Genomic DNA, 21,620 nt, shown 5'->3' with positions numbered 1-21,620 from the left:
GAGGACTCTCTTCGCATGTTTACCCTTTTGCGCCGGCTTGGCCTGGCACTGATTACCCTGGGCGCCATCAGTACTCCGGCGCTCGCCGCCAACACCTCTCAACAGGCGTTATACAACAGCCTCGCCCACGCCGCCCCGGAACTCAATCCCCAAGCGCTAAAAGGCGCCCTGAGTGCCATGCACTGTGCAGTCAACAGCGGTGCCGATCGCGCCGAACACCTGGCCGTGATCGACTATTCCCAACCTTCGACCGCACGGCGCCTGTGGATATTCGACCTGCGCAAAAAATCCCTGGTGCTGCGCGACCTGGTGGCCCATGGGCAGATGTCCGGGGAAAACTTTGCCACCCAGTTCTCCAACCGCATGGGCAGCTACCAGTCGAGCCTGGGCCTGTTCCGTACCCAGGAAAGCTATCAGGGCGCCCACGGTTATTCGTTGCGCATGGATGGCCTGGAGCCAGGTTTCAACGACCTGGCCCGGGATCGCGCGATCGTGATCCATGCCGCCGACTACGTGAATCCATTGTGGAGTGAGCGTCAGGGACGGATTGGTCGCAGTCAGGGTTGCCCGGCGGTACGTCCGCAGGTGGCGCGCCAGGTGATCGACAAACTCAAGGATGGCCAGTTCATGTTTTCCTGGTACCCGGACCAGCGCTGGCTGAAGTCATCGCCCTACCTCAACTGCCAGCCGCGCCAGGTGGCCAGCATCCTGAGTGCCAACAAGGGGTAGCCGGTCACTGCCAGGACAAGCAAAAGCACGCGCATCTGGCTATGCTGCAAGCCATGACAGCCTCATTGCCGATTCGCCAACCCTGCCCTCCCGGCGCCTGCGATTGCGGGCGCGAGGCCTTGCTCGACCTGCCCGGCGCCGACCCGCGCATCCTCTACCTGACCCGCCAGGAGGAAAAACGCCTGCTCGAGCGCCTGGAAAACCTCAAGAGCCTGGCGGACCTTGAGCATCTGCAGCAACGGATGTTCGAGCAGTTGGGCATCGGTGTGGAAATCAGTCCCAGCTTCCACGAGGTGCGCAGCATGCGCGGCATCGGCATTCGCCTGCGGGACCAGCCGGGGCTGTGCCGCAAGACCCGGCAGGCGATCCCGGCGGCGATTCGCCGGGGCCTGGAGAACCATCCGCAAATCGCCTACGAACTGCTCAACGCCAACGACCTGCTGCGTGATGCCTGAGGCTCAACTGCCCGTCTTGACCTTGCTCCAGACCCGGGTACGCACCCGTTCCAGCTTCAGCGGCAAGGGCTCCAGCGGGTACAAGGTGGCCATGGTCTGTGGGCTGGGGTAGACACCCGGGTTGTCGCGCACCTTCTGCTCCACCAGGGCCGTGGCGTCCTTGTTGGCATTCGGGTAGCCCAGGTAGTTGGAGGTTGCCGCGATCACGTCGGGGCGCAGCATGTAATTGATGAAGCTCAGGCCCTGTTGCGGGTGCGGCGCGTCGTTGAGCAGCACCAGGTTCTCGACCCAGACCGGCGCGCCCTCACGGGGGATGCGGTACACCAGGTTGCGCCCATTGCCGGCCTTGGCCGACGCCAGCTGCGCGTCATATACCCCGCCCGACCAACCAAGCACCACGCAGACATTGCCATTGGCCAGGTCGGAGATGAAACGCGAAGAGTCGAAGTAACGAATGTGCGGCCGGATCTTCAGCAATAGCGCCTCGGCCTTGCGGTAATCCTCGGGGTTCTGGCTGTTGTAGGGCAGCCCGAGGTAATGCAGGGCAATCGGGATGATCTCGCCGGGCGAGTCGAGCATGGCCACCCCGCACTGGCTGAGTTTGGCGATGTTCTCCGGCTTGAAGATCAGGTCCCAGGAATCCACCGGGGCCTCGGCCCCCAGCAGCGCCTTGACCTTGTCCGCATCGTAGCCTATCCCGGTGGTGCCCCACAGGTAGGGCGCGGCGTAACGGTTGCCTGGGTCATTGTGCTGGACCTTGGCGAGGATCTCCGGGTCCAGGTGGGGCAGGTTGGGCAACTGGCTGCGATCCAGTTCCTGGAGCACCCCGGCCTTGATCAGGTTGGGCAGCAGCTCGCTGCTGGCTACCACCACGTCATACCCGCTGCGCCCGGCCATGAGTTTGCTCTGCATCACATCACCGTTGTCGAACACGTCGTAGACGGTGGCGACCCCGGTTTCCTGCTGGAAGTTTTTTGTCGCATCGGGGGCGATGTAGTCGTACCAGTTGTAGATCGAGACGCTGGGTTCGGCGGCGTTGACGCCGCTGACTGCCAGGCTGAGCACGGCGGCCGCGGCCAGTTGCAGACTGCACAGAGGTTTCATCGCAAGACTCCAGAACAACGGCATGCGGACGCTGCCGGTGAAGGGTGAGGAACGCGCCGTCGGCGGCGCTGATGCAAAAGACTCAGTCAATCAGCAATTCGTGGCGCCCGTCGGCGTGGTCGATTTGCCGGCAGGCCAGCGGTAAACGCCGATCCTTGAGGTAGTCGTAGTCCTTGCGTGAGCGCTGCAACTCGCTGAAGTCCAGTTCCACCACCTGCCGGCATTCCTCGCGCCCGGCTTCGAACAGCAGCCGCCCCGAGGGGTCGACCACCGAACTGGCACCGGCGAAGACCAGGTCGCCATCGCCAGCCCCACAGCGATTGACCAACACCGCAAACGCCTGGTTTTCCTGGGCTCGGGCGAGGATCGCGGTGCGGTGCACCGGGCCGAAGGGGTCCATGTTGGCGTTGCAGATCAGCATCAGGTCGACCCCCAGTTGTGCCAGCGCACGGGCCGGCTCGGGGAACTCGATGTCGTAGCAGATCAGCAGCCCGACCCGCACGCCTTTGTACAGGGTCGTGGCAAAACGATCGCCGGGTTGTACCACGCCACGCTCCGACGGCCACAGGTGGGTCTTGCGGTAGCGCAAGGCGATCCCCTGGGGAGTCAGCAGCAACGAGGTGTTGTAGAAATCGTCGCCATCACGCTCGGCGATGCCCACTACCGCCGCCACATCCCACTCACGCAAGGCCTGCAGCACCGCCTGCACACTAGGCCCATCGGCTGCCTCGGCCACCTCCCCCAGTTGCGCTGCGCTGGCAAAGCCCATCAATTGGGTTTCAGGGAAGACCAGCAAGTCGGTGTCCGGGGCGCAGGTGGCAATGGCGTGCAGCGTGCGTTGCAGGTTATACGCCGTGTCGCCATCGCGACCGGCCAGTTGTACCAGTTCAATCTTCATGGGTTGTCCTTCGACCTATCCGACCAGGGAGCCTGTTTTCAGGCGGTGGCCGAGTATGGGGCGCCAACCCGCGCCGGCGTAATCCCGTCGATGGGGTACCCCTGAAGGGGTAGAGGCCGTTTCAGCGCGGCATTGGCAAGCGGCAAACAGCACCTTGCCTTCGGGCAACCGCGAAGAGGCAACCACTGTGAGTCAGGTGCGGGAAATCTGCGCCAGCGCTATCCGACAAATTGCGATCACATGCACCAAAGCCCATCGATATTTGCATTCACCGGCGCTCGCCTAGAAGATGACGGCAGCACGATCGCTTCGGCGCTGACTATCCTGATGTAATTGAGCCCGTCGGGCTCGCGACCATCGTTCTCAGGGAATCCAGAATGACAGCAAGACAAGTAATCAATGCATCGGTGAGCCCAAAAGGCAGCCTGGAAACACTGTCCCAACGCGAAGTACAACAACTGAGCGCCGCGGGTACAGGCAGCATCTACTCTCTCTTTCGCCAGTGCGCCCTGGCCATCCTCAATACCGGCGCCCATGTCGACAACGCCAAGACCATTCTCGAAGCCTACCGCGACTTCGAGATCCGCATTCACCAGCAGGACCGCGGCGTGCGCCTGGAACTGCTCAACGCCCCGGCCGATGCCTTCGTCGACGGTGAGATGATCGCCAGCACCCGCGAGATGCTGTTCAGCGCCCTGCGCGATATCGTCTACACCGAGAACGAGCTGGACAGCCAGCGCATCGACCTCAGTTCCTCGCAAGGCATCAGCGACTACGTCTTCCACCTGCTGCGCAACGCCCGCACCCTGCGCCCCGGCGTCGAGCCGAAGATCGTCGTGTGCTGGGGTGGTCACTCCATCAGCACCGAGGAATACCAGTACACCAAGAAGGTCGGCCACGAACTGGGCCTGCGCAGCCTGGATGTCTGCACCGGTTGCGGTCCGGGCGTGATGAAAGGCCCGATGAAGGGCGCGACCATTTCCCACGCCAAACAGCGAATTACCAACAGCCGCTACCTGGGCCTGACGGAGCCGGGGATCATTGCCGCCGAGGCACCGAACCCGATCGTCAACGAGTTGGTGATCCTGCCGGACATCGAGAAACGCCTGGAAGCCTTCGTCCGCGTGGGCCACGGCATCATCATTTTCCCCGGCGGTGCCGGCACGGCCGAGGAGTTCTTGTACCTGCTCGGGATCCTGATGCACCCGGACAACCGCGACCTGCCCTTCCCGGTGATCCTGACGGGCCCGCGCAGTGCCGAGCCGTACTTCCAGCAACTGCATGCCTTCATCGGCGCCACCCTGGGCGAAGAAGCGCAAAGCCACTACGAAATCATCATCGACGACCCGGCCCAGGTGGCCCGGCAAATGGTCCAGGGGCTCAAGGCAGTCAAGCAGTTCCGCCGCGAGCGCAACGACGCCTTCCACTTCAACTGGCTGCTGAAGATCGACGAAGGTTTCCAGCGTCCGTTCGACCCGACCCACGAGAACATGGCCAGTCTGCAACTGCGCCTCGACCTGCCCGCCCATGAACGGGCGGCCAACCTGCGCCGGGCGTTCTCCGGGATCGTAGCCGGCAACGTCAAGGACAAGGGTATTCGCCTGATCGAGGAACATGGCCCTTACGAGATCCATGGCGATGCGGCGATCATGCAACCGCTGGACAAACTGCTGCAGGCCTTTGTCGCCCAGCACCGGATGAAGCTGCCCGGCGGCGCCGCGTACGTGCCGTGCTATCGGGTCATCAGCTAGCAACCCTGCATAACCGCTGGCGCAGATGATGCTCAAGACTCAAGCGACCACTGCGCCAACGGTCGGTAACGCCCCTTGTGGGATTCGAACAGCACGAAGTGCCGGGCATCGGGGGTAAAGTCCGGGGCGCTGTCGGCTTCGGGCACCGGGGCGCGGAAGTCGCGGACCAGGCTCAAGTGCGCCCGGTACTCCCGAGGTGCATCGACAAAACCCAGCGCCAGCATTGCCTGGTGCAGGGCATACACCAGTTGCAACAAGGCTGGCACAGGCTCTGTGGGCACCAGCAACAGCATCCCGGCGCGGTGCCAGGCCTGCAATTGGTCGAGCCTGACCCGCAACGCTTCACCGGGCACGCGCACCTGAGCGGCGGCCGCGTAAAGGCCGGGGAGCTGGGTCACGGCCACGTCGCCCAGAAACATCAGGGTCAAGTGCAAGTTCTGCGCGGCAATCGGCCGCCCCTCCAGGTGCCCCAGGGTACTGCGCCATTGGACAATGGCCCGACTCTGCGCGGGCTCACAGGGCAAGGCGAAAAACAGCCGTTTGCTGGGTAGGTCCGGTTGCTTGTGCATCGTCCACCTCGGCACTTACTGCTCGGGCGCCACCACCCGAAAACGGATGTTGATTTCGTTGGAGACCACGCCGTAGTCCGCCCACTCGCCATCGCCAATATTGAAGTCGCCGCGCTTGAGAATGAAGGTGCCGTCAAAAATGCCGATGCCGCTTTCCGGCTTCAGGGCGATCCGTGCGCCGACCTCACGCGTCAGGCCCTTGAGCGTCAGTTGGCCGTCGACCTGATACAGGTTATCGCCCAGGGCCCTGACGCTGTGGGATTCGAACCGGGCCTGGGGATAGACCGCCGTGTCGAACCAGCCGGGCTTTTGCAGTTCGCTGTTGGCGTCGGGGTTGCCGGCGTCGATGCTGGACAGTTCGATGATGAGCCCGGCACGGGCCGCCGTGGGGTTGGCCGAGTCAAAATCGAGGGTCGCCTCGAACCGGCTGAAGGTGCCGTAGACCCGGGCGCCCATCTGGTTGTAGGTGAAGCTGATCTGGCTGGCGCTCGGGTTGACCTGCCGATACTGCGCCGCACTCGGCGAGCCGCACGCCAGCATGGCGAGCACCAGGGTAACGGCGGCTGATCGATGGCTCATGACAGGCTCCAGCCGGCAGTCAGGGATGAGGTTTTTGCCGGAACGCCAGCATGCGTCGCAGCACCTGATCGCGGTCGATGAAGTGGTGCTTGAGCGCCGCGCCGGTATGCAGCAGCACCAGCGCCAGCAGGCTGTAATTCAGGCTTTGGTGCAGCGTCAGCAGACGCTCGCCCAGGGCCTCGTCCTTGGCCAGCAGGTCCGGCAGGGACAAGACACCGAACCAGGCGGTCTGGAAACCCATGGCCGAACTCATCAACCAGCCGCTCAAGGGGATGACCAGCATCAATCCATACATCAAGCCGTGGGTGAGCCGCGAAACCCGTCGCAGCAACACCGGCACGCTGGCTGGCAGCGGTGGCGCGGCATGACTCAGGCGCCAGCCGAGGCGAATCAACACCAGCACGAACAGGCTGACTCCAGCCCACTTGTGCCACGAATACAGCTTGAGCTTGGTCGGCGACAAGGCCAGGTCCGGCATGTAGAGACCCAGGGCAAAGGTGCCGACCAGCCCCAGCGCCACCAGCCAGTGCAGGTAAACCGCGGTGCGAGTGTAACTGTCGTTCATGGGTGCTCCGTGCCGATCGCTACAGTGTTGATCCACCCTGGCACTTGTGCAAATGCGCGTACGACCCTTGGTCCTGTTGTGCTGGCATTCCTGGCGCTGGCGACCATAGTTAAACGTCCAGGCTGGCTGGCCTGGGGCTCATCCACGGCAATCAGAGGTCACGATGAACATCCTGATGGTACTGACTTCCCACGACCAACTCGGCAATACCGGGGAGAAGACCGGGTTCTGGCTGGAAGAATTCGCCGCGCCCTACTACGTGTTCAAGGACGCCGGGGTCAATGTGACCCTGGCCTCGCCCAAGGGCGGGCAACCGCCGCTCGACCCGAAGAGCGACGCCCCCGACGCACAGACCGAGGCCACCCGGCGCTTTCGCGAGGACCCGGTGGCCTACCAGGCACTGGCCCACACCGAACCGCTGGCACAGATCAAGGCAAGCGACTTTGACGCGGTGTTCTACCCAGGCGGTCATGGCCCGCTGTGGGACCTGGCCGAAGATCGGCACTCCATCGCCCTGATCGAAGCCCTGTATGGCGCTGGCAAACCAGTGGCCGCGGTGTGCCATGCCCCGGGAGTGCTGCGCCACACCCAGGCCCAGGGGCAGCCCCTGGTCAAAGGCAAATCGGTGACCGGTTTTACCAATTCCGAGGAAGCGGCCGTCGGCCTGACCAAGGTGGTGCCGTTCCTCGTGGAGGACACGCTCAAGGCCCACGGCGCGCACTACTCCAAGGGCGAGGACTGGCAGTCCTATGTGGTGGCCGACGGCAACCTGATCACCGGGCAGAACCCGGCGTCATCGGCAGCGACGGCCGAGGCCACCTTGCACCACCTGGGCCTGTGAGCCTCATTGCCGGCGGGATTTGTGGCCAATGCTGCGAGTCCCTGAGGTCCGTTTATGTATAAAATGCCGCCCCTTTGACTTGCCGGCCCCTGCTTGATGACCCCTGACGCCCTCGCCACCCTGCATGACCACCTGCTGACCGCCCTGGCAACCCCACCGGAGGAAACCCGTCGCCTGTTTCACGGGCGCGGGCGTTGCTGGCCGGGCCTGGAGCAACTGACGGTGGACTGGCTGCAGGGCATCGTACTGGTCGCGCTGTTCAAGGAGCCCGAGCCGCAGCAGTTGCAGGCCCTGCAGCAGATGCTGCTGCAGATCAGCCAGACGCCCCAGTGGCAGGCAAGCAATGCGCACACGCTGCTGTTGCAACACCGCTACCTGCCGCAAAGCACCACTGAGTGGTTGCTGGGTCCGGAAATCGACGAGTGGACGCTGACCGAAGGCGGCCTGCGCTATCGCATCGACCTGGGCAAGAAGCAGAATGCCGGCCTGTTCCTCGACATGCGCTACGGGCGCGACTGGGTCAAGACCCATGCCCAGGGCAAACGGGTATTGAACCTGTTCGCCTACACCTGCGGCTTCTCGGTGGCGGCCATCGAGGGCGGCGCCGAGCACGTGGTCAACCTCGACATGTCCCGTGCCGCCTTGAGCCGCGGACGCGACAACCACCGCCTGAACGGGCACGACCTGAGCCAGGTGAGCTTCCTCGGCCACGACCTGTTCAAGTCCTGGGGCAAGGTCATCAACAACGGGCCCTACGACCTGGTGATCATCGACCCGCCGTCGTTCCAGAAAGGCAGCTTCCTGCTGACCAAGGACTATCAACGGGTGCTGCGCCGCCTGCCGGAACTGCTCGCCCCACAAGGCACGGTGCTGGCCTGCATGAACGACCCGGCCTTCGGCGCGGACTTCCTGATCGACGGCGTCACCCGTGAAGCCCCGAGCCTGCGCTTCGTCGAACGCCTGGACAACCCGCCGGAGTTTCCGGATATCGATGTGCAGAGCGGCTTGAAGGCGTTGGTGTTCACCCTGGCGGACTGAGCAGCGGATCGCGGGGAACTACTCCAGCGCCGCCAACGGGCTCTCGTGGCTCACGGGCGGCGCCAAGCCCTGGCACGCCAGCAACCATTGCCGGAACGCCCCGGCCGGTAGCGGTACCGAGAAGAAGTAGCCCTGCCCGACTTCGTAGCCTTGTGCCTTGAGGATGTCACGCTGGGCCGCGTGTTCGATGCCTTCGGCCACCACCAGCAAGGACAGGCCCCTGCCGATGCCAATCACCGACTCGCTGAGGGCACGGCAGGAGGCATCGCGCTCCAGGTCATCGACAAAACTCTTGTCCAGCTTCAGCTCACTGATGGGCAGGTGACGCAAGTAACCCAGGCTGGAATACCCGGTGCCAAAGTCATCGATAGCCAGGCGCACTCCCAGGGCATGCAGTTCCTTGAGGGTTTGCTCGGTACCGGGGGTGTTGGACAGCAACACCCCCTCGGTGAGCTCCACGCACAAGTCTGCCGCCTGCAACTCGTAGCGTTGCAACTGTTGGGTAATCTGCGCCGCCAGATTGAGGTTGTGAAAGTTGATCGGTGACAGGTTGATCGACAGCGACGGCACCGTCAGGCCCTGCTCGCGCCACTGTGCCAGTTGCCCGCACGCGGTGTGCAGCACCCACTGGCTGAGTTCATTGATCAGCCCGCACTCCTCGGCCAGGGGGATGAAGCGTTCCGGCGAGATGGTGCCCAGGGTCGGATGTTCCCAGCGCGCCAACGCCTCCACCCCCACCAGGTTCCCACTGTGCAGATTGATCTGCGGCTGATACACCAGTTCCAGGCCATCGCCGGCCAGGGCCATGCGCAGCGCCGTTTCCAGAATCAAGCGACTCTGGGCGATGCGGTTCATTTCTTCGAGGAAAAAGCTGAAGCTGCCGCGTTCGGCGCGCTTGGCCTGGTACATCGCGATGTCGGCGCACTGCAGCAGGCTTTCCATGTCCTGGCCGTCACCGGGAAACAAGCTGATGCCGATGCTGGCCGACAGCACCACCGAGGTCCCGGCAATGCTCGCCGGAAAACTCAGGACGCGCTTGAGCCGTTCCAGAAATCCCGCGACCTGGGTCGCGTTGCGCCGCGGCAGGACCAGGACGAACTCATCCCCGGACAAGCGCCCGACGATGTCCGACTCACGCAGCACACTGGCAAGGCGCTGGGCCATGACTTGCAACAGTTCGTCGCCGGCTGCATGGCCGAGGGCATCATTGACCTGCTTGAAGCGATCCAGGTCGACAAACAACACCGCCAGTTCAGCCTGCTCCCTGGCCACTTCGGCAATGGTGCGTTGTGCCTTGGCCAGGAGCAGGTTGCGATTGGGCAAGCCGGTCAAGCCATCGTAATAGGCCATCCGGCGAATGGCCTGGCGCGCCTCCTCACGCTCCAGCGCCAGCATGCACAGGTGTGTGCCGGCGGTGACCAGGTGCGCATGCAAGGTGTCGGGGCCGCGGCACTCACGAAAATACAGGGCGAACGTCGCCGCCACCCGGCCGTCGCTGTTGCGCACTGGAATCGACCAGCACGCGCGCAAACCCGCCTTCTCGGCCAGCGCCTTGTAGTCCGCCCACAGCGGGTCGTGATTGATGTCCGTGACCAGCACCGGTTTGCCCCGGTAGGCCGCCGTGCCGCAGGAACCGGCAATCGGCCCGATCGACAAGCCTTCGATCGCCCGCGAGTACTCCACTGGCAAGCCAGGACTGGCCAGTGGGTGCAGGATGCCGTTGGGATCGACGCTTAGGATCGAGACGATAACTTCCGGGGCGATGCGTTCGATTTCCTGGCACATCAGGGTCAGCACGCTTTCCAGCGACGCCTCCTTGAGCAGCGCGCCGACCACTTTGTCCTGCAACACCTCATGCAATTTGACGCGGGTGATGTCGGTGAGCACGATCACCGTGTTGTCGACCTGCCCCTGGGCATCGAGCACCGGGGTCGAGGACACATGCACCCACAGCCGTTGGCCGCTGCGCTTGCTGATCAAGGCGCTGACTTCATGGGGATCGCCGCCGAACATCCGTTGCAGTTCAGGTAACACCGGCGCGTCGACCTCGGTGTCGACGACAAAGAACATCAGTGGTGACTGCCCCAGGACTTCTTCGCGGCTGTAGCCGAGCAGTTGCACCAGGCCGTCATTGACGTAGACCAGGCACGCAGCGGCATCGACGATGCAGGTGGCCGAGCGGGTGGCATTGACCGACAGTGACAGCAGGCGGTGTTCGATGTCTTTGAGACGGCTCTGGGTAATGTCCTTGAGAAAGGCCGCATAGAGGGTGCGGCCTTGCAGGGTGATCCTGGTAACGGACAGCGCTCCCCAGCGCACCTGCCCATCCTTGCCCAGGATGCTCAGGTCATGGCTGGAGCCGGCATCATCGGCCGTGCGCAGGGTCTCGGGAAACAGTGTGTCGACGTGACTGCCCAACACGTCCTGTCGGGGACAACTCCAGAACCGTTCGGCAGCGGCATTAAAAAACATCACCCGGCTCTGGTCGTCGATGACCACCACCGCATCGACCCATTGCTCCAGGGTCTGCACAAAGAAGTCCTGCGCATCACTGCGCCTGGCCCGCCTGACGCTCGTGTCCATTGCAGTCACTTGTCCACTGCCACCACCGCCCAGCCTCCTGGCCGCGCGTGGGGCGCCCTAAGAACCCTCGGAACCGGAAGGAACCTATCTTCGGCAACGCTACATGTTCTTGTTTGATCGTGAATGACGGCGGTTATTCACTTTAGTGCGGCAAGGACTGCGCAACGCTCGCTGCTTGAAATCACAGGATAGACGCGAAGTGACGCCCCCATGGGAAGCCGCCTGCCACAGGCGACTAGTGGTACTTGAGCGCACCCTGCCACCTTCCTACGATGAAACTACAGCGCGGCTTGTCTACTGCGGCTGCGGTGTGAGTGGCGAGTGCTCTGAACCCCAATCAAGCTCGCCACTGGCTCTACGTGCAACTTGAGCCTCGGGGCTCTACTTTTTCCCCATCAAAGCGCTTTGAGGCTCTTTTTTCACCCAATCGAAACGGGGTCAGGCGGTTCGCTAGCCGATGTCGTGACCCAATCGCTCCTGCACAAACACCCGCGCCCTGGCCGTCATTTGATCGAGATGGCGGTCGCGCTGTTTTTCCGCGTCGAGCATCGCCCGCTTGCCGTTCTTCTGCAGCAGGTAGGTGTGGATCTGCCGCACTTCGGTGGAGCGGTAGATGGGGGCGACATCCAGTACTGCGATCAGGCCGTCTGTCACTCGGTCGTGGGTGTTCATCAGCACCTGCGGTCCGCGCACGCCCAGCACCTGGAAACCCATTGCCTCGAAATACGGCACCTTGGCCACGGCACAGGTCAGTTCTGCGTGGGGGTAGCGGCCAAGCATGTCCTGGAGCATGGCGCGGGCGATGCCATGACGACGGTGGCTGGCGTGCACGGCCATGAAGGCCACGCCGCACGCATGGGGATCATCCTTGACGGGCAGGTACAGCAAAAAGCCGACGACCTTGGCGGGGTCCTCGGCGTCCAGCGCCACGATCAATTCGACGGCAATGCCCTGGGTGCCACTGAGGGCCTGCAGGTAGAGGTGGACCTCGTAGCCCACGGCGTACTGATAGATGGCAAACAGCGGGTTGCTCGGCGCCAAGGCGACACTGCTGATGTCGGTCAGGTTGTCGACCACCAACTGCAGGATCTGGTCAGTCACATGCTCGGAGCACGGGGTATCGAAGTGGCTAAGGGTAAACATCAATCTGTGGCTCCGAGGGAAAATTCCTGGAAAAAGGCGGGTATTGATCAGGCCTGGGTTTTCAGCGCCGCCAGCCACTCGGGGTGCAGGCGGGTCTGTTCGGTCTCCAGCCTCAGCGCCTCCATGGCAGCCTTGTGCTGGTCCATTTCACGCACCAGTTGGGCGTGGCTGCTGGAGTTGGCGTCCAGCTCGTGCATCTGCGCCAGCCCCAGGTGGTAAAAGCGCAGCAGCTTCATCGCGCTCGGGTTGCCGGCTGCAACCGCATCGGTGACCTGGTGCATGACGTTGGTGATGCGCATCAGGCTGCGCTTGAGCTGCCAGCCGTAGACGGCGGCAGCCATCCAGGGTTGCGACCAGAACGTGAGTTTCATCAGTGCCGCGCTGACCACCACCGCCGCAATCACCCCACCGAGGTTGTAGCGAAAGTTATCGCCACCCGGTTCGCCCAGCACCATCACCGCCAGCGTCGACAGGGCCATCGCCAGCACAATGAACAGCACGGCGATGATCAGGGTGCTGCGGCGCGTCTGCTGGCGAAAGGTTTCGGGGTTCCACGGCTTGATCTCAAACATCAGGGGCAGCGCTCTTTGGCAAGGTTGAACAGAAGATTGCCCGGCATTATCGCCCGTAGCGCCGGGAACAGACACGATTAATCCACCTCGCCGCCCTGGCCTTGCTTGATCTGCGGAACTCCTGGGTCGCACCGCGCATCATATGGGTATGTGACACACCCTTTGGCTTCACGCTTTGGAGGACTCACCATGCGCCGCCTACTGCTCGTTCCAACGCTTGCGCTCTGCCTGCCCTTCGGATCGGCCATGGCCGATGTCGACGCCAAGGATGTCGCCACCTCAGCGGGGGTCTCTGCGTCGCTGTACTCGACCTTCAAGGACGACAAAATTATCGTCCCGGCCCGCGATGATCTCTCCAGCTTTGTCGCCAGCGGCGGCACCATCCGCGGCGCCTACCTGGAGTCCGTGCTCAAACAGATGCGCCAGGACCACCCCGGCCTCGATGCCACGGATGAAGAACTGGCCCAGGCGCTGCTGACGCAGACCCCGCCTTCTCCCGGTCAATAATCTCGACCCTCTCGACAGCTGCTACGGGCTGCTACAGGGGAATGACGGGGCAGGCCAGCAGGTGGTTGATCCAGCGTACCTGGCGGGTGATGTCCTGGACTTTTTCCGCGGGCACCGCCGAGCCGGCCTGGGTGAAGTGGGCCAGGGTCTGCTGTTTGTGACGCAGCAGGCGCTGCCACTTGAGCAGGAAGGCCGGAGTGCGTGCCTGCAGTTGCAGGGGGCCGAAGTACAGTTGCTCGGCGCTGTAGCTCACCGGACCGGCGCGCTCGGCGACGATGATTTCGTAATCGAAGCGGTTCTCGCGCAGCACGTCCTCACTGACGATGGAATAACCATTGTCCATCAGCCACTGCCGCAGGGGTTGCTCGCCGCCGTTGGGTTGCAGGATCAGTCGCTCCTGGCCACTGAGGCGCGTCTTGCCACTGTCGAGAATGTCGCGAATGGTCTCGCCGCCCATGCCACAGATAGTCAGCGCGTCAATCTCGTCAGTGGGCTCGATCGCCGCCAGGCCATTGGCCAGGCGCACGCTGATGCACGCCTCCAGACCGTTGTCGCGCACGGTGCGCTGGGCCGAGTGGAACGGCGTCGCCGCCAGTTCGCCGGCCACCGCCGCCGCGATGGCGCCACGGCGCATCAACGCCACCGGCAAGTAGCCGTGGTCCGAGCCGATATCGGCCAGGCGCGCACCGGCTGGCACATGGGCCGCCACGCGCTCCAGGCGCATGGACAAGGTGTGTTCGTTCACTGTTCGGCGCCTTGCGATCAGAAGTTGGCGGGCGTGTTCGCACTGATGATTTCCGCCTCGTCCGCGCCGATGTTGCGAAACCGGTGCGCCAGTGTGGTCGGAAAGTAGTAGCCATCCCCGGCATTCAACACGCTGACCTGACCATCCACGGTGAGCTCCACGGTGCCCCGCGTCACCAACCCGCACTCCTCGCCTTCGGCGTGCACGATCGGTTCTTCGCCCGAGCTGGCACCCGGTGCGTACTGCTCGCGCAGCAGGCGCATCTGGCGGCTGGGCACCGAGGCGCCAATCAGCAGCAGGCGCAGGCCATGGCGACCGAGGTCGGGCTGTTCGTTGGCGCGGAAGATGTATTGGTGTTCGCGGGGTGGCTGGTCGAAGGTAAAGAAGTCCGCCAGGGACATGGGGATGCCCTCCAGCAGTTTTTTCAGCGAGCTGACGGAAGGACTGACCCGATTCTGTTCGATCAGGGAGATGGTGGCATTGGTGACGCCGCTACGCCGGGCCAGCTCGCGCTGGGACAGCTTGTAGCTTTCGCGTACTAATTTGAGTCGAGAGCCCGTGTCCATGACAGCCTTATGTGAGAAAAACTTAAGGGTAGTGTGGGCGGGATGGCGGGCGACTTGTGTCGCGAAAATCGCCGTTCCTCTGTCCCGAAGACGTGAAAGGCGGCTATTAAATCACGTTTTCCCCCTACCGCTCAGCAGCTTGGATAAAGGCCGGATAAAAAACCGACGACCTTCCTCAAGACGGCCGTCGGCGAGCGTCAACCTAGATGCCGAAACGGTCACGCATCGCGTAGTACACCGCGCCCATGGCCGTCAGCGGGGCCTGGAAGGTGCGGCCACCGAACATCGGCATGTGTGGCAGGGAGGCAAAGGCGTCGAAACGTTCGGCGTCGCCGCGGATCATTTCCGCGATCAACTTGCCGGCCAGGTGTGAGCAGGTCACACCGTGGCCGCTGTAGCCCTGCATGTAGTAGGCGTTTTTCTCGATGCGGCCGAATTGCGGCATGCGTGACATGGTCAGCAGGAAGTTGCCGGTCCAGCGGTAGTCGATCTTCACGTCCTTGAGTTGGGGAAAGGTCTTGAGGATTTTCGGGCGGATCAGTTGTTCGATGTCGTCCGGTTCGCGCGCACCGTAGACCACCCCGCCACCGTAGAGCAGGCGGTTGTCAGCGGTGAGGCGGTAATAGTCGAGCAGGTAGTTGCAGTCTTCGACGCAGTAGTTGTTGCTGATCAGGCTCCGGGCGACTTTTTCCGACAGGGGCTCGGTGACCACAATCTGCGAACCGCAGGGCATGCTCTTGCGGGTGACACGGTTGTCGAGGTCTTGCGGCAGGTAGGCGTTGCCGGCGATCAGCAGGTACTTGGCGCGCACCACGCCCTTGGCCGTGCGCACGACTATGGGTTCGCCGTAGGTGATTTCCAGCGCTGCCGACTGTTCGAAGATTTTTCCGCCAAGGCTGAGGATGGCGGCCGCTTCACCCAGGGCCAGGTTCAGCGGATGAACGTGGCCACCCTGCATGTCCAACAGGCCGCCGACGTAGTTGCCGGTCCCGACTTCCTTGGCGATCTCTTGCGCGTCGAGCATCCGCAGGTTGGGGTTGCCGTAGCGCTCCCAACCGCGCTTCTGTTCGGCCAGGCCCTTGAGTTGTTTCTTGTTCAGCGCGGCGAAAATGCCACCGGATTTGTAGTCGCACTGAATGTCGTATTGCTTGATGCGCGAGCGGATGATGTCCGCGCCTTCGAAGATCATGCTGCCCAGCACCTGGGCGGTCTTTTCGCCGTAGCGCTGCTCGATCACATCGACGTCGCGGCTGTAGGAGTTGACCAGTTGCCCGCCGTTGCGCCCGCTGGCGCCGTAGCCGACTTTAGCGGCTTCAAGCACGGTGACGCTGTAGCCCGCTTCGCTGAGGAACAGCGCCGAGGACAGGCCGGTGTAGCCGGCGCCGATCACACAGACGTCGCACTCCACCAACTCTTCGAGCACCGGGAAATCGATGACCTCGTTGCGGGTGGCGGCGTAGTAGCTGTTTACGTGTTTTTGCATGATTGAGTTCCCGCGCGGTGACACGCCAAAGGCCCGTCACCGCGACTGTCTAATAGGTCAGAGCTTGATCCAGGTGGCTTTGAGCTCGGTGTACTTATCGAAGGCGTGCAGGGATTTGTCGCGACCGTTGCCCGACTGCTTGAACCCACCGAAGGGCGCGGTCATGTCACCGCCGTCGTACTGGTTGACCCACACGCTGCCGGCGCGCAGGCCCCGGGCGAAGGTGTGGGCCTTGCTCAGGTCGCGGGTCCAGACTCCGGCGGCGAGGCCGAAGAGGCTGTCGTTGGCGATCTGCAACGCTTGTTCTGCGGTGTCGAAGGTGATCAGCGACAGCACCGGGCCGAAGATTTCCTCCTGGGCGATGGTCATGGCGTTGCTCACGCCGTCGAAAATCGTCGGCTCCACGTACTGGCCACCGCTTTCCTCGAGGGTGCGGTTGCCGCCAGCGATCAGTTCGGCACCTTGCTCGCGGCCAATGGCGATGTAACGCAGGATGTTTTCCAGTTGACGTTGATCGACCACCGCGCCGACCCGGGTTGCCGGGTCCAGCGCGTGCCCGGGTTGCCAGGCTTGCAGGGCCTCAAGCAGCAGCGGGATGAACGGATGACGAATCGAGCGTTCCACCAGCAGGCGTGAGCCGGCAGTGCAGACTTCGCCCTGGTTGAAGGCAATGGCACTGGCCGCCGCCTGGGCCGCCGCGCGCAAATCCGGCGCATCGGCAAACACCACGTTCGGGCTCTTGCCGCCGGCTTCGAGCCAGACGCGCTTGAGGTTGCTTTGCCCGGCGTAGATCAGCAACTGCTTGGCCACCGCGGTGGAACCGGTGAAGGCCAGGACGTCCACATCCATGTGCAGCGCCAGCGCCTTGCCGACGGTGTGGCCGTAGCCCGGCAGGACGTTGAACACGCCCTTGGGGATGCCAGCCTCCAGCGCCAGCTGGGCGATGCGGATGGCCGTCAGCGGGGATTTTTCCGAAGGCTTGAGGATGAACGAGTTACCCGCCGCCAGGGCCGGGGCGAACTTCCAGCTGGCCATGATCAACGGGAAGTTCCACGGCACGATGGCCGCGACCACGCCGCACGGCTCGCGGGTCACCAGGCCCAGTTGATCGTGGGGCGTGGCGGCGACTTCGTCGTAGCGCTTGTCGATGGCTTCGGCGCTCCAGCGGATCGCGTTGGCGGTCGCTGGAATGTCGATGGCCATGGCGTCGCTGATGGGCTTGCCCATGTCCAGGGTTTCCAGCAGCGCCAGTTCTTCCTGGTGGGCCAGAATCAAGTCGGCAAAGCGGATCAGGGTGCGCTTGCGCTCAGCGGGGGCCAGCGTGCACCAGACCCCGGATTCGAACGCCTGGCGGGCAACGAGTACGGCGGCATGGGCGTCGGCTTCATCGGTGCTGGCGACGTTGGCCAGGAAGCGCCCGTCAACCGGACTGATGCATTCGAAGGTGGCGCCGCTGAGTGCCGGACGGTATTGACCATCGATGAAGGCGCGGCCTTCGATGCTTAAGGACTGGAAGCGTTGCTCCCAGTCGCTGCGAGTGTTTGTCATGGTTGTGACTCGACGCAGGGGAATAGGCGGTGATCGGACTGAATGCCAGTCTCTTGGGGATGTGCCATGCAATCCCTGTGGGAGCGGGCTCGCCCGCGATTGCGATATCGCGGGCACGCCAACCCTCAGACCGTATGCAGGTACCAGTTGTACTCGAGGTCGGAGATGGAGTTCTCGAACTCGGCCAGCTCGCTTTCCTTGCACGCCACGAAGACATCGATGTACAGCGGGTCGATGTACTTGGCCATGACTTCGCTGTCGTCCAGCTCGCGCAAGGCATCGCGCAGGTTGTTCGGCAGGCTCTGCTCGTTCTGCTCGTAGCTGTTGCCTTCCACCGGTGCGCCCGGCTCGATCTGGTTGGTCAGGCCGTGGTGAATACCGGCCAGCACCGAAGCCATCAGCAGGTACGGGTTGGCGTCGGCACCGGCCACCCGGTGTTCGATGCGCACGGCGTCCGGCGAACCGGTCGGTACGCGCACGGCCACGGTGCGGTTGTCGATGCCCCAGCTCGGCGAGTTCGGCACGTAGAACTGTGCGCCGAACCGGCGGTAGGAGTTGACGTTCGGGCAGAGGAAGGCCATCTGCGCGGGCAGGGTCTCCAGCACACCGCCGATGGCGTGGCGCAATGCGGCGTTCTGCTCGGGATCCTCGCTGGCGAAGATGTTGTTGCCGGCCTTGTCGAGGATCGAGATGTGCACGTGCAGGCCGTTGCCCGCCTGGCCCGGATACGGCTTGGCCATGAAGGTGGTGTCCATCTCATGGTCGTAGGCGATGTTCTTCACCAGACGCTTGAGCAGGACTGCGTAGTCGCACGCCTTGATCGGGTCGGACACGTGATGCAGGTTGACTTCGAATTGCGCCGGGGCGCTTTCCTTGACGATGGCGTCAGCCGGGATGCCCTGCTCTTTCGCGCCTTCGAGGATGTCCTGCAGGCAGTCGACGTATTCGTCGAGGTCGTCGATCAGGTAGACCTGGGTCGACACCGGGCGCTTGCCGGAAACCGGGGAACGTGGCGACTGCGGACGGCCGTTCACGTTGTCCTGGTCGATCAGGTAGAACTCCAGTTCAAACGCCGCGCAAATGGTCAGGCCGAGGTCGTCGAACTTGCGCACCACGTTGGCCAGCACTTCACGGGGGTCAGCGAAGAACGGCTGGCCTTCGATCTCGTGCATGGTCATTAACAGTTGTGCGGTTGGGCGCTTCTGCCACGGCTCGATGCTCAGGGTGCCGGGAATCGGGTAGCAGATGCGGTCGGCGTCGCCGATGTCCAGACCCAGGCCGGTGCTTTCCACCGTGGAACCATTGATGTCGAGGGCGAACAGCGAGGCCGGCAGGTTGATGCCTTTTTCGTAGACCTTATGAAGACTGGTGCGCTCGATGCGCTTGCCGCGCACCACACCGTTCATATCCGCAATCAGAAGGTCGACGTACAAAACCTCAGGATATTTCTTAAGGAATGCGTTTGCTTCGTTGAGTTGAACGGTACGCAGGGGGACCGACATGATGCACCTATTAGCTGTTAATTATTATGTTCACTGCAGTTTCGCGACCTCAGTCAATCCGAAAGACAAAGTGAAGTCAATAGCGGGCCAAGGGGCTTTTTTGTTGATTTTATTGGTCATTACAGCCAACCACCACCCAGCAATCACTCGCAAACCCTCAGCCAATCTGAGTTTCAGCGATCCAGCCGTTTAGAATTATTTACATGAGAGTTGTTAAATAAAATCAACGAGGCTAAGCTCTGGAAAAGCTCGTTCAAGTGTGAAACTTCGAGGTGATAAAAATGGCATTCAAGCCATTGATCGGCGTTACTGCGTGCGTCAAACAGATTGGCCTGCACCCCTACCACGTCAGCGGTGACAAGTACTTGCGTGCTGTCAGCGTCGCGGCGCTGGGGCTACCCGTGGTCATTCCTTCCCTGGGCAACCTGACTGAAATCGACGACCTGCTCGGTCAACTCGACGGCCTGTTGCTGACCGGCTCACCGTCGAACGTGGAGCCTTTGCACTATCAAGGCCCGGCCAGCGCTCCCGGCACGGATCACGATCCGGCGCGGGACGCCACCACCCTTCCTCTATTGCGTGCAGCCATCGCGGCGGGCATTCCGGTGCTCGGTATTTGCCGCGGCTTCCAGGAAATGAACGTGGCGTTCGGCGGCAGCCTGCACCAGAAGGTGCATGAGTTGCCGGGCGTGCTCGATCACCGCGAAGCGGATCACCCGGACCTGGCGGTGCAGTACGCCCCGGCCCACGCGGTCAGCGTGCAGCCGGGCGGTGTATTCGAGGCGCTGGAGTTGCCCGCAACGTTCCAGGTCAACTCGATTCACAGCCAGGGCATCGACCGGCTGGCACCAGGCCTGTGTGCCGAGGCCATCGCGCCGGACGGCCTGATCGAGGCGATTTCGGTGGCGCACAGCAAGGCCTTCGCTCTCGGCGTGCAATGGCACCCGGAGTGGCAAGTACTGGATAACCCTGCGTACCTGACGATTTTCCAGGCGTTCGGTGCGGCTTGCCGGCAACGGGCGGCGCTGCGTCACGCACGCTGAGCTGAACCACAACCCTCCATTTCTACCCCCGCGAGTCTGGCCGGCGTACCTTCGCGCGCCCGTTTCTCGCGACAGCCACGCACCGCAATAACAACAAGCACGACCCGGCAGCCAGGACGGCGGTGCCGAACAAGCCGAATCGCCATGAGCACCTCCAGGTGGCACCTGGCGATTGGCAATCAACTATTAAGTCAGGCCGCGTTGGCCCGGCGACTGAAACCTGTTGGGAGTTTCACATGGCAAACGCCTCCAGCATTTACAGGAAGGCTCTTGAGGGTCATCAGCAACCGAAAAAGGTGCTGGTACGAGTCGATCGTGTCACCAAGAAGTTCGACGAAACCACGGCGGTGGACGATGTGTCCCTGGACATCCATCAAGGCGAAATCTTCGCCCTGCTCGGTGGCTCCGGGTCCGGCAAGTCGACCCTGTTGCGCATGCTCGCTGGATTCGAGCGCCCCACCGAAGGACGGATCCTGCTCGACGGCGTCGACATCACTGACATGCCGCCCTACGAGCGGCCGATCAACATGATGTTCCAGTCCTACGCGCTGTTCCCGCACATGACGGTGGCACAGAACATCGCCTTTGGCCTCAAGCAGGACCGTTTGCCCGCCAGCGAGATCGACGCCCGTGTCGAGGAGATGCTGCGCCTGGTGCACATGACCCAGTACGCCAAGCGTAAGCCACACCAACTGTCCGGTGGCCAGCGCCAGCGTGTCGCCCTGGCCCGCTCCCTGGCCAAGCGGCCCAAGCTGTTGCTGCTCGATGAGCCGATGGGCGCGCTGGATAAAAAACTGCGCTCGCAGATGCAGCTGGAACTGGTGGAAATCATCGAGCGGGTCGGCGTGACCTGCGTGATGGTGACCCACGACCAGGAAGAGGCCATGACCATGGCCGAACGCATTGCCATCATGCACCTGGGCTGGATCGCGCAGATCGGCAGCCCGGTGGACATCTATGAAGCCCCGGTGAGCCGCATGGTCTGCGAGTTCATCGGCAACGTGAATGCCTTCGACGGCACGGTGGTGGAGGACCTGGAGGGCCACGCGATCATTCACTGCCCAGACCTGGAGCAGCAGATCTATGTCGGCCATGGCGTCAGCACCTCGGTGCAGGACAAGTCGATCACCTACGCCATCCGCCCGGAAAAAATGCTGGTCAGCACCACAAAACCCGAGAGCCGCTACAACTGGTCCCGGGGCAAGGTGCAGGACATTGCCTACCTCGGCGGGCACTCGGTGTTCTATGTCGAGTTGCCTGGCGGCAAGGTCGTCCAGTCGTTCATGGCCAATGCCGAGCGCCGCGGCGCCCGACCGACTTGGGACGATCAGGTCTACGTCTGGTGGGAAGACGACAGCGGCGTGGTACTGCGCGCATGAACACACTCACTCAGCAGTTC

21 protein-coding genes are annotated in these 21,620 nt (G+C 62.9%); 8 read left to right on the top strand and 13 right to left on the bottom strand.

Features of this window, described 5'->3' with window-relative positions:
- The first annotated feature begins 15 nt into the window (after positions 1-15).
- Together AACY45_RS24015 and AACY45_RS24010 are read left to right on the top strand one after the other, a co-directional pair.
- Positions 16-729, top strand: a complete 714-nt coding sequence (locus AACY45_RS24015; RefSeq protein WP_339547755.1) for a murein L,D-transpeptidase catalytic domain family protein — start codon at positions 16-18, stop codon at positions 727-729.
- Positions 730-782: 53 nt separating this feature from the next.
- Complete coding sequence (locus tag AACY45_RS24010) at positions 783-1,184, top strand: hypothetical protein (protein ID WP_166592355.1); 402 nt, start codon at positions 783-785, stop codon at positions 1,182-1,184.
- Between the two features lie 3 nt (positions 1,185-1,187).
- Here AACY45_RS24010 and AACY45_RS24005 read toward each other — a convergent pair whose 3' ends face one another.
- Complete coding sequence (locus AACY45_RS24005) at positions 1,188-2,288, bottom strand: polyamine ABC transporter substrate-binding protein (protein WP_339547754.1); 1,101 nt, start codon at positions 2,286-2,288, stop codon at positions 1,188-1,190.
- An 82-nt stretch (positions 2,289-2,370) separates the two neighbouring features.
- Complete coding sequence (locus AACY45_RS24000; protein ID WP_339547753.1) at positions 2,371-3,186, bottom strand: carbon-nitrogen hydrolase family protein; 816 nt, start codon at positions 3,184-3,186, stop codon at positions 2,371-2,373.
- A 377-nt stretch (positions 3,187-3,563) separates the two neighbouring features.
- On the opposite strand from AACY45_RS24000, the gene ppnN reads away from it, so the two are divergent.
- A complete protein-coding gene (gene ppnN / locus AACY45_RS23995; RefSeq protein WP_339547752.1) occupies positions 3,564-4,937 on the top strand; it encodes a nucleotide 5'-monophosphate nucleosidase PpnN in 1,374 nt (457 codons plus the stop codon).
- A 32-nt stretch (positions 4,938-4,969) separates the two neighbouring features.
- Here the strand turns inward: ppnN and thpR are convergent, their stop codons facing one another.
- Genes thpR through AACY45_RS23980 form a run of 3 tightly spaced genes read right to left on the bottom strand, consistent with a single transcriptional unit; the run spans position 4,970 to position 6,650 of the window.
- On the bottom strand, positions 4,970-5,506 hold the full coding sequence (gene thpR / locus AACY45_RS23990) for an RNA 2',3'-cyclic phosphodiesterase (protein ID WP_339547751.1): 537 nt from the start codon (positions 5,504-5,506) through the stop codon (positions 4,970-4,972).
- Positions 5,507-5,521: 15 nt separating this feature from the next.
- A complete protein-coding gene (locus tag AACY45_RS23985; protein WP_445261218.1) occupies positions 5,522-6,085 on the bottom strand; it encodes a YceI family protein in 564 nt (187 codons plus the stop codon).
- Between the two features lie 19 nt (positions 6,086-6,104).
- The gene (locus AACY45_RS23980) at positions 6,105-6,650 is read right to left on the bottom strand and encodes a cytochrome b (protein WP_339547750.1); all 546 of its coding nucleotides are present in this window, start codon (positions 6,648-6,650) and stop codon (positions 6,105-6,107) included.
- A gap of 163 nt (positions 6,651-6,813) precedes the next feature.
- Here AACY45_RS23980 and AACY45_RS23975 point away from each other — a divergent pair, with 163 nt between their 5' ends.
- Together AACY45_RS23975 and AACY45_RS23970 are read left to right on the top strand one after the other, a co-directional pair.
- Positions 6,814-7,491 carry a type 1 glutamine amidotransferase domain-containing protein gene (locus AACY45_RS23975; RefSeq protein ID WP_339547749.1) on the top strand — a complete coding sequence of 226 codons (678 nt, stop codon included), beginning with the start codon at positions 6,814-6,816 and terminating at the stop codon, positions 7,489-7,491.
- Between the two features lie 96 nt (positions 7,492-7,587).
- Positions 7,588-8,529, top strand: coding sequence for a class I SAM-dependent methyltransferase (locus tag AACY45_RS23970; protein ID WP_339547748.1), 942 nt, complete (start codon positions 7,588-7,590; stop codon positions 8,527-8,529).
- 18 nt (positions 8,530-8,547) lie between these two features.
- Here the strand turns inward: AACY45_RS23970 and AACY45_RS23965 are convergent, their stop codons facing one another.
- The 3 genes from AACY45_RS23965 to AACY45_RS23955 form a co-directional block, all read right to left on the bottom strand.
- Entirely contained in the window at positions 8,548-11,112 is a 2,565-nt protein-coding gene (locus AACY45_RS23965; RefSeq protein WP_339547747.1) for an EAL domain-containing protein, read from the bottom strand.
- 450 nt (positions 11,113-11,562) lie between these two features.
- Complete coding sequence (locus AACY45_RS23960) at positions 11,563-12,255, bottom strand: GNAT family N-acetyltransferase (RefSeq protein ID WP_339547746.1); 693 nt, start codon at positions 12,253-12,255, stop codon at positions 11,563-11,565.
- Between the two features lie 47 nt (positions 12,256-12,302).
- A complete protein-coding gene (locus tag AACY45_RS23955) occupies positions 12,303-12,827 on the bottom strand; it encodes a DUF3087 family protein (RefSeq protein ID WP_339547745.1) in 525 nt (174 codons plus the stop codon).
- A 189-nt stretch (positions 12,828-13,016) separates the two neighbouring features.
- Here AACY45_RS23955 and AACY45_RS23950 point away from each other — a divergent pair, with 189 nt between their 5' ends.
- Positions 13,017-13,334, top strand: coding sequence for a DUF2388 domain-containing protein (locus tag AACY45_RS23950; RefSeq protein ID WP_339547743.1), 318 nt, complete (start codon positions 13,017-13,019; stop codon positions 13,332-13,334).
- A 31-nt stretch (positions 13,335-13,365) separates the two neighbouring features.
- Here AACY45_RS23950 and AACY45_RS23945 read toward each other — a convergent pair whose 3' ends face one another.
- From AACY45_RS23945 to AACY45_RS23925, 5 genes are all read right to left on the bottom strand, one after another.
- A complete protein-coding gene (locus AACY45_RS23945) occupies positions 13,366-14,079 on the bottom strand; it encodes a tRNA (adenine(22)-N(1))-methyltransferase (RefSeq protein ID WP_339547741.1) in 714 nt (237 codons plus the stop codon).
- A gap of 17 nt (positions 14,080-14,096) precedes the next feature.
- Positions 14,097-14,645 carry a cupin domain-containing protein gene (locus AACY45_RS23940; RefSeq protein ID WP_339547739.1) on the bottom strand — a complete coding sequence of 183 codons (549 nt, stop codon included), beginning with the start codon at positions 14,643-14,645 and terminating at the stop codon, positions 14,097-14,099.
- A gap of 202 nt (positions 14,646-14,847) precedes the next feature.
- Entirely contained in the window at positions 14,848-16,131 is a 1,284-nt protein-coding gene (locus AACY45_RS23935) for an NAD(P)/FAD-dependent oxidoreductase (RefSeq protein ID WP_339547791.1), read from the bottom strand.
- Positions 16,132-16,185: 54 nt separating this feature from the next.
- Positions 16,186-17,676 (bottom strand): aldehyde dehydrogenase, encoded by a 1,491-nt coding sequence (locus tag AACY45_RS23930; protein WP_339547738.1) that lies wholly within the window; start codon positions 17,674-17,676, stop codon positions 16,186-16,188.
- A gap of 125 nt (positions 17,677-17,801) precedes the next feature.
- Entirely contained in the window at positions 17,802-19,178 is a 1,377-nt protein-coding gene (locus tag AACY45_RS23925) for a glutamine synthetase family protein (protein ID WP_095171042.1), read from the bottom strand.
- A 281-nt stretch (positions 19,179-19,459) separates the two neighbouring features.
- Here AACY45_RS23925 and AACY45_RS23920 point away from each other — a divergent pair, with 281 nt between their 5' ends.
- Both AACY45_RS23920 and AACY45_RS23915 read left to right on the top strand, forming a co-directional pair.
- Positions 19,460-20,221, top strand: a complete 762-nt coding sequence (locus tag AACY45_RS23920) for a gamma-glutamyl-gamma-aminobutyrate hydrolase family protein (RefSeq protein ID WP_339547736.1) — start codon at positions 19,460-19,462, stop codon at positions 20,219-20,221.
- Between the two features lie 236 nt (positions 20,222-20,457).
- The gene (locus AACY45_RS23915; RefSeq protein ID WP_339547735.1) at positions 20,458-21,600 is read left to right on the top strand and encodes an ABC transporter ATP-binding protein; all 1,143 of its coding nucleotides are present in this window, start codon (positions 20,458-20,460) and stop codon (positions 21,598-21,600) included.
- The last annotated feature ends 20 nt before the right edge of the window (positions 21,601-21,620 follow it).

Source organism: Pseudomonas sp. RA_35y_Pfl2_P32, from assembly GCF_963970735.1.
Classification (GTDB): Bacteria; Pseudomonadota; Gammaproteobacteria; order Pseudomonadales; family Pseudomonadaceae; genus Aquipseudomonas.
This window is presented reverse-complemented; position numbering and strand designations above follow the sequence as displayed.

What these genes read in the sequence shown, in the direction of transcription:
- AACY45_RS23925 (WP_095171042.1), bottom strand. Translation starts at nt 19,178, where the DNA reads ATGTCGGTCCCCCTGCGTACCGTTCAACTCAACGAAGCAAACGCATTC.
- AACY45_RS24005 (WP_339547754.1), bottom strand. Translation starts at nt 2,288, where the DNA reads ATGAAACCTCTGTGCAGTCTGCAACTGGCCGCGGCCGCCGTGCTCAGC.
- ppnN (WP_339547752.1), top strand. Translation starts at nt 3,564, where the DNA reads ATGACAGCAAGACAAGTAATCAATGCATCGGTGAGCCCAAAAGGCAGC.
- AACY45_RS24010 (WP_166592355.1), top strand. Translation starts at nt 783, where the DNA reads ATGACAGCCTCATTGCCGATTCGCCAACCCTGCCCTCCCGGCGCCTGC.
- AACY45_RS23980 (WP_339547750.1), bottom strand. Translation starts at nt 6,650, where the DNA reads ATGAACGACAGTTACACTCGCACCGCGGTTTACCTGCACTGGCTGGTG.
- AACY45_RS23970 (WP_339547748.1), top strand. Translation starts at nt 7,588, where the DNA reads ATGACCCCTGACGCCCTCGCCACCCTGCATGACCACCTGCTGACCGCC.
- AACY45_RS23955 (WP_339547745.1), bottom strand. Translation starts at nt 12,827, where the DNA reads ATGTTTGAGATCAAGCCGTGGAACCCCGAAACCTTTCGCCAGCAGACG.
- AACY45_RS23950 (WP_339547743.1), top strand. Translation starts at nt 13,017, where the DNA reads ATGCGCCGCCTACTGCTCGTTCCAACGCTTGCGCTCTGCCTGCCCTTC.
- AACY45_RS23930 (WP_339547738.1), bottom strand. Translation starts at nt 17,676, where the DNA reads ATGACAAACACTCGCAGCGACTGGGAGCAACGCTTCCAGTCCTTAAGC.
- AACY45_RS23915 (WP_339547735.1), top strand. Translation starts at nt 20,458, where the DNA reads ATGGCAAACGCCTCCAGCATTTACAGGAAGGCTCTTGAGGGTCATCAG.
- AACY45_RS23975 (WP_339547749.1), top strand. Translation starts at nt 6,814, where the DNA reads ATGAACATCCTGATGGTACTGACTTCCCACGACCAACTCGGCAATACC.
- AACY45_RS23940 (WP_339547739.1), bottom strand. Translation starts at nt 14,645, where the DNA reads ATGGACACGGGCTCTCGACTCAAATTAGTACGCGAAAGCTACAAGCTG.
- AACY45_RS23965 (WP_339547747.1), bottom strand. Translation starts at nt 11,112, where the DNA reads ATGGACACGAGCGTCAGGCGGGCCAGGCGCAGTGATGCGCAGGACTTC.
- AACY45_RS24000 (WP_339547753.1), bottom strand. Translation starts at nt 3,186, where the DNA reads ATGAAGATTGAACTGGTACAACTGGCCGGTCGCGATGGCGACACGGCG.
- AACY45_RS23960 (WP_339547746.1), bottom strand. Translation starts at nt 12,255, where the DNA reads ATGTTTACCCTTAGCCACTTCGATACCCCGTGCTCCGAGCATGTGACT.
- AACY45_RS24015 (WP_339547755.1), top strand. Translation starts at nt 16, where the DNA reads ATGTTTACCCTTTTGCGCCGGCTTGGCCTGGCACTGATTACCCTGGGC.
- AACY45_RS23985 (WP_445261218.1), bottom strand. Translation starts at nt 6,085, where the DNA reads ATGAGCCATCGATCAGCCGCCGTTACCCTGGTGCTCGCCATGCTGGCG.
- AACY45_RS23920 (WP_339547736.1), top strand. Translation starts at nt 19,460, where the DNA reads ATGGCATTCAAGCCATTGATCGGCGTTACTGCGTGCGTCAAACAGATT.
- thpR (WP_339547751.1), bottom strand. Translation starts at nt 5,506, where the DNA reads ATGCACAAGCAACCGGACCTACCCAGCAAACGGCTGTTTTTCGCCTTG.